Origin of the sequence: Dickeya oryzae, from assembly GCF_009372235.1 — a bacterium.
Taxonomy (GTDB): domain Bacteria; phylum Pseudomonadota; class Gammaproteobacteria; order Enterobacterales; family Enterobacteriaceae; genus Dickeya; species Dickeya oryzae.
On the sequence record NZ_SULL01000017.1, the window covers coordinates 174,285 to 180,660 of the forward strand.

At 53.5% G+C, this 6,376-nt stretch carries 6 protein-coding genes and 2 tRNA genes; 2 read left to right on the plus strand and 6 right to left on the minus strand.

The window, feature by feature from the left end; translation table 11 throughout:
- Position 1: 1 nt before the first annotated feature.
- The 4 genes from corC to miaB all read right to left on the minus strand — a co-directional run bounded on the left by corC (position 2) and on the right by miaB (position 4,166).
- On the minus strand, positions 2-871 hold the full coding sequence (gene corC / locus FAZ14_RS18655) for a CNNM family magnesium/cobalt transport protein CorC (RefSeq protein WP_016941976.1): 870 nt from the start codon (positions 869-871) through the stop codon (positions 2-4).
- A gap of 100 nt (positions 872-971) precedes the next feature.
- Complete coding sequence (gene ybeY / locus FAZ14_RS18660; RefSeq protein WP_012883873.1) at positions 972-1,457, minus strand: rRNA maturation RNase YbeY; 486 nt, start codon at positions 1,455-1,457, stop codon at positions 972-974.
- Entirely contained in the window at positions 1,454-2,512 is a 1,059-nt protein-coding gene (locus FAZ14_RS18665; RefSeq protein WP_016941975.1) for a PhoH family protein, read from the minus strand. Before FAZ14_RS18665 ends, ybeY begins: the two co-directional genes overlap by 4 nt.
- Before the next feature lie 229 nt (positions 2,513-2,741).
- The gene (miaB, locus tag FAZ14_RS18670) at positions 2,742-4,166 is read right to left on the minus strand and encodes a tRNA (N6-isopentenyl adenosine(37)-C2)-methylthiotransferase MiaB (RefSeq protein WP_085930110.1); all 1,425 of its coding nucleotides are present in this window, start codon (positions 4,164-4,166) and stop codon (positions 2,742-2,744) included.
- Positions 4,167-4,411: 245 nt separating this feature from the next.
- On the opposite strand from miaB, the gene ubiF reads away from it, so the two are divergent.
- A complete protein-coding gene (ubiF, locus tag FAZ14_RS18675) occupies positions 4,412-5,578 on the plus strand; it encodes a 3-demethoxyubiquinol 3-hydroxylase (protein WP_016941973.1) in 1,167 nt (388 codons plus the stop codon).
- Positions 5,579-5,765: 187 nt separating this feature from the next.
- Positions 5,766-6,095, plus strand: coding sequence for a DMT family transporter (locus FAZ14_RS18680; RefSeq protein ID WP_016941972.1), 330 nt, complete (start codon positions 5,766-5,768; stop codon positions 6,093-6,095).
- Between the two features lie 121 nt (positions 6,096-6,216).
- Here the strand turns inward: FAZ14_RS18680 and FAZ14_RS18685 are convergent.
- Both FAZ14_RS18685 and FAZ14_RS18690 read right to left on the minus strand, forming a co-directional pair.
- Positions 6,217-6,291: transfer RNA gene (locus tag FAZ14_RS18685), tRNA-Gln, on the minus strand.
- Positions 6,292-6,299: 8 nt separating this feature from the next.
- A tRNA-Met gene (locus FAZ14_RS18690) sits at positions 6,300-6,376 on the minus strand.

A 6,376-nucleotide genomic window follows, 5' to 3' on the forward strand; every position in this document is an offset into this window, starting at 1 on the left:
ATTAGTCTTCCAGTTGCGGTTGCGGGGCATCGTCAGGGATCCTGACATGAACCTGAATAATACGGCGGCTATCTGCCATAGCAACTTTGAACAGGTAACCGTCTATGTCGATAGTCTCCCCGCGTGCCGGCAGGTGGCCGAAATACTGCATCACCAGGCCACCAATGGTATCAACTTCCTCGTCGCTAAATCGCGTTTCGAAGATCTTATTGAAATCCTCGATAGGTGTTAGCGCTCGTACGGTATACGTCTGGCGGTTGAGCTGACGGATGTCGCGATCTTCCTCGTCATCGTATTCGTCTTCGATTTCACCAACGATAAGCTCCAGAATATCTTCAATCGTCACCAGCCCGGAAACGCCGCCAAATTCATCAATGACAATAGCCATGTGGTAGCGCAGGGAGCGGAATTCATTGAGCATGCGGTCTACCCGCTTGCTTTCCGGCACCACAACGGCAGGACGCAGCACTTTATCCATACTGAATGGCTCGGAGTTGCTACGCATAAACGGCAGCAGGTCCTTGGCCATCAAAATGCCTTCAATGTGGTCCTTGTCTTCGCTGATAACCGGGAAGCGGGAGTGCGCCGATTCGATGATCACGTCCAGACACTCTTCCAGCGTCTGATTATGTTTGAGTGTGATCATCTGAGAACGGGGGATCATAATATCGCGCACCCGTTGCTCGGCGATGTCCATCACGCCTTCCAGCATGTCGCGGATTTCCGGGTCGATCTGTTCCGAATCGCGGATCAATGCCAGCAGATCGTCGTGATCTTTGGACTCACTGTGAAAAATTTGATTGAGAAAAAAAGAGAAGAATCCCTTTTTGGGACTGGGGGTATCGCTGTTGGTAGAATGGTCGTCGCTCATGGCGTCAGTAAATATCACTCTTGTTAAGAAATGATGACCAGCAGTGAATACAGTAAACAGGCGATATCACCGCTGGCGTCTGGACCTTAAAATATCGAATTTAAGGTGTATCCGTAAAATTTTCTTTTTCTGCCAGATACGGATCGGCATAACCCATACTCTGCATGATTTCCGTTTCCAGTGCTTCCATTTCTTCGGCTTCACTGTCTTCGATATGATCATAACCTAACAGATGCAGACTGCCATGGACAACCATGTGTGCCCAATGTTCCTCTTCACTTTTCCCTTGTTCGACCGCTTCCTGCTCGACCACTTGTCGGCAGATGATAAGGTCGCCCAATAGTGGCAGTTCCACTTCTGGTGGAGCCTCGAAGGGGAAGGAGAGGACGTTGGTCGGCTTGTCCTTACCGCGATAGGTCAGGTTCAGGTGATGGCTTTCCTCTTCATCCACCACCCTGATGGTGACCTCTGCCTCGTCCTGAAACTGCGGTAACACCGCTTCCAGCCAGCGCTGGAAGTCGGCTTCAGAGGGCAGCCCGTGGCTATTCTCACTGGCTATCTGCAAATCAAGAATGACCTGGCTCATTTTTGCTCCTGCGTGCTGCTGGCCTGCTGCGCTTCACGTTTACGCTGTTCTGCCAGTTCTTCACGGCGTTTCTGGTCGGCGCTTTCCCAGGCTTCATACGCGTTGACGATACGTGCCACTACCGGATGGCGTACCACGTCTTCGCTGTGGAAAAAGTTGAAACTGATCTCTTCCACGTCTGACAGCACTTCAATGGCGTGACGCAAACCGGATTTTTGGTTGCGTGGCAGGTCTATCTGGGTGACGTCGCCAGTAATAACGGCTTTCGAGTTAAAACCGATACGGGTCAGGAACATCTTCATCTGCTCGATAGTGGTGTTCTGACTTTCATCCAGAATGATGAAGGCATCGTTCAGGGTGCGACCACGCATGTAGGCCAGCGGTGCGACTTCAATGACGTTGCGCTCAATGAGCTTTTCCACGCGCTCAAAGCCCAGCATTTCAAACAATGCATCGTAGAGTGGGCGCAGGTAAGGGTCCACTTTCTGGCTCAAATCACCCGGCAGGAAGCCCAGTTTTTCACCGGCTTCTACCGCTGGACGGGTCAGCAGGATACGGCGGATATCCTGTCGTTCCAGCGCGTCCACCGCGGCGGCCACCGCCAGATAGGTTTTCCCCGTACCGGCCGGACCGATACCGAAAGTAATGTCGTGATCGAGAATATGGGCGATGTATTGCGCCTGATTGGGCGTACGGGGTTTGATGACGCCGCGTTTAGTGCGGATATTCACCGCCTTGCCGTATTCCGGCACGCTGTCGGCGGTCTGTTCCAGTACCCGGGATTCTTTGATAGCCAGATGAATCTGCTCAGGGTCGATGTCTGGAATCACGCCACGCACTGGCGCGGTATCCACATACAGATGGCGCAGGATATCAGCAGCGGCGTCGATGCAGAGGTCTTTTCCTACCAGCTTGAAATGATTGTCGCGATGATTGATCTCTATGCCGAGGCGGCGTTCCAGCTGTTTGATGTTGTCGTCAAACGGGCCGCACAGACTAAGCAGACGTTTATTATCCGCAGGTTCGAGGGCAATTTCTTTTATCGTTACGTTCAAACTATTCCTCTTGGGTTTAAGCAGAATGAGCAATGACGTTGTGCCACGGGCAGTGGTATCTGCCCGGATGTGGCGCGGAGATTACCTTGATTATTTATCGTGAAGCCTGCAAGGCGCAAGTCAGATTCGGCATAAAGGCCGCAAGGGCGATGTATTCGCCCGGTCAGTGAGTCAGGACCAAAGAAAAAGCGGGCCGTTTGACGGCCCGCCTGATAATGCGCACTAGCCATTACGGCTGATAGATACCGACGCCGAGTTCGTCTTCTTTGCGGGTGCGGGCGATAACCGAGGTCGGTGATTCACTGACGCGCAGATTCATTTGGTCTTCGGTGCGAACGACCACACCACGCAGTGAGTTCGGATAAACATCAACGATTTCTACGTCGACGAATTTGCCGATCATGTCTGGTGTGCCTTCAAAGTTCACCACACGGTTATTTTCAGTTCGGCCGGATAGCTCCATCACGCTCTTGCGTGACGTCCCTTCCACCAGAATACGTTGCACGGTACCCATCATCCGGCGGCTGTACTGCATAGCTTGCTGGTTGATGCGCTCTTGCAGAATGTACAAACGCTGTTTTTTCTCGTCTTCGGTTACATCGTCCACCATATCGGCGGCCGGGGTACCTGGGCGAGGCGAATAAATAAAGCTAAAGCTCATGTCGAAATCGACATCAGCAATCAACTGCATAGTCTGTTCGAAATCTTCCTGAGTTTCACCCGGGAAGCCGACGATAAAATCGGAACTGATCTGGATAGCCGGGCGCGCTTTACGCAGTTTACGGATGATAGCCTTGTATTCCAGCGCAGTGTGGCGACGTTTCATCATCGTCAGAATACGGTCCGAACCGCTCTGAACCGGCAGATGCAGGAAGCTCACCAGCTCCGGCGTATCTTCGTAAACGCTGATGATGTCGTCGGTGAACTCAATCGGGTGGCTGGTGATAAAGCGGATACGGTCGATACCGTCGATCGCCGCGACTAAACGCAGCAACTCTGCAAAACTGCAAACGTCATCATCGTGTGTGGCACCGCGATACGCATTCACGTTCTGGCCCAGCAGGTTCACTTCACGCACACCTTGTGCCGCCAGTTGGGCTATTTCAAACAGCACATCATCGACCGGACGGCTGACTTCCTCACCGCGGGTATAAGGCACCACGCAGAACGTGCAGTACTTGTTGCAGCCTTCCATGATGGAAACGAATGCGCTTGGCCCTTCGGCACGCGGTTCCGGCAGACGGTCAAATTTCTCTACTTCCGGGAAGCTGATATCCACGATAGGGCTGCGGGTGCCCTGCACGTGATTGATCATTTCCGGCAGACGATGCAGTGTCTGGGGCCCGAAAATCACATCCACATAGTGCGCGCGGTCACGAATGTGTTCGCCTTCCTGCGACGCCACACAGCCACCCACACCGATAATCAGATTCGGATTGACGTCTTTGAGTGTTTTCCAGCGGCCGAGCTGATGAAACACTTTTTCCTGCGCCTTCTCTCGGATCGAACAGGTATTCAGCAGCAGAATGTCAGCGTCTTCAGCGACGTCGGTCAGCTGGTAACCGTGCGTACTTTCCAGTAGGTCGGCTATCTTCGATGAATCGTATTCGTTCATCTGACAGCCCCAGGTTTTGATATGCAGTTTCTTTGTCATCGTCATCGACTAGCCATTACTCAGTGCGGGTAAACACGCTGTCCTTCGAGGGGCGCGTACATGCGGGCGCGTATTGTAATCTTTTGCCGCCGTTGTGACCAGATCAAGCGTTAGGCGATGTCCTGCGATGATGCGTGTCGCTTTTCTGAAAAATCGATGTCGAAATCCAGTAAACTATCGACATCTTTTGTCTTTCTGGCGCAGGTGCTTTGACTGAACTGCACAGCAGAAACCGTGGGGCGAGTATGCACTATGATGCGGTAATAGTAGGCGGTGGCATGGTCGGTGCCGCCGCTGCGTTGGGCCTGGCACAACGTGGTTTTCAGGTGGTGATACTGGAGCAGGAGGCACCACCACCGTTTGTCGTGGGCAGTGCACCGGATGTGCGCGTTTCGGCAATTGGTCAGGCATCGGTTCGATTGCTTGAGCGTCTGGGCGTATGGCAGAACGTTGAGCAGATGCGTAGCGCGCCATACCGACGGCTTGAAACCTGGGAATGGGATAACGCACATGTGGTGTTTGATGCGGCAGACCTTGGGTTATCTGAGTTGGGGTTCATGGTGGAAAACCGGGTTCTGCAACTGGCGTTATGGCAGGAGCTGGAGAAGACGCCAGACGTAACGCTGTTATGCCCGTGGCAATTACAAGGGTTACACCGCGAGGACGACCAGTGGCGGCTTACCGGCGAACAGGGCGAGAGCCTGTCCGCATCGCTGGTGATTGGTGCGGATGGTGCTAATTCGCGCATTCGGCAGTGGGCGGGGATTGGTATTACTGGCTGGCAATATCGCCAGTCCTGCATGCTGATCAGCGCTGAAATGGCAGGCCCTCAGCAAGATGCGACCTGGCAACGATTTACGCCGTCCGGGCCACGCGCATTTCTGCCGCTGTTTGACGGTTGGTGCTCGCTGGTGTGGTACGACAGCCCGCAGCGTATTCGCCAGTTACAGGCGATGTCGCTTCCTCAACTCAATAAGGCTATTGCCGAGACGTTTCCTGAGCGACTGGGAGCAGTCAATGCCGTTGCCGCCGGCGCGTTCCCACTGGTGCGCCGCCATGCTCAGCAGTATGTGTTGCCGGGGTTAGCCCTGACTGGCGATGCTGCCCATACCATCAACCCGCTGGCCGGGCAGGGGGTGAATTTGGGGTATCGCGATGTTGCCACACTGATGGATGTGGTTATTCAGGCCCGCGATGACGGCGAGGTCTGGTATGGCGAACCGGTGTTGCAGCGTTATCAACGGCTGCGTAAATCCGACAATCTGTTGATGCAAAGCGGCATGGATCTGTTTTACGGCGCGTTCAGTAACCGCCTGCCACCGCTTGAACTGGCGCGTAATCTGGCACTGATGGTGGCGCAGCGTGCCGGTAAATTGAAACAGCAGGCGTTGCGGTATGCATTAGGGCTATAGTCAGTGGTATGTGATGGCTGGTGTCTCTGGAGATTCCTTTTTCGCCGTCATACCGCTTTCATGCCTTACCAGTAGAGTGGTGCGGTATTGACGATGTGTCAGCAATGATGTGCTGGTCCGTATCATGTGTCATTCTGCGGTATCGCGGTTTTTATGGTGAAAGCCTTATCTTTGGGTAGCAAAGCTGATGACCTATTTATTTCTGTGTCTGGCCATTGTCTCGGAAGTGATAGCGACGACGGCACTCAAACTGTCGGATAGTCTTACCCGGCTCGTGCCGAGCGTGGTCACTGTGGTGTTTTACGCGATTGCGTTTTATTGCCTGACTATTTCGATGCGGGTGTTGCCGACGGGGGTGATTTACGCCATTTGGTCCGGTGTCGGTATCGTATTGATCGCGGCAGTAAGCTGGATTTTTTACGACCAGCGGCTGGACTGGCCTGCGGTACTGGGAATGGCGTTAATTATTGCCGGGGTTGCGGTCATTAACCTGTTTTCCAATTCCGTCGCACATTAATCACCAAACCGCTGCCGACAATGGGTTGGCAGCTGGGGCTTATACGAGACATCGTACAGGGCAACGCACAAGAAAGAGATGCGGAAAAAAAGAAAAAGCCCGATAAACGGGCTTTTCTGTATGGCTGGGGTACGAGGATTCGAACCTCGGGATGGCGGAATCAGAATCCGCTGCCTTACCGCTTGGCGATACCCCAATTTAATGTGGTGGCTACGACGGGAATCGAACCTGTGACCCCAGCATTATGAGTGCTGTGCTCTAACCAGCTGAGCTACGTAGCC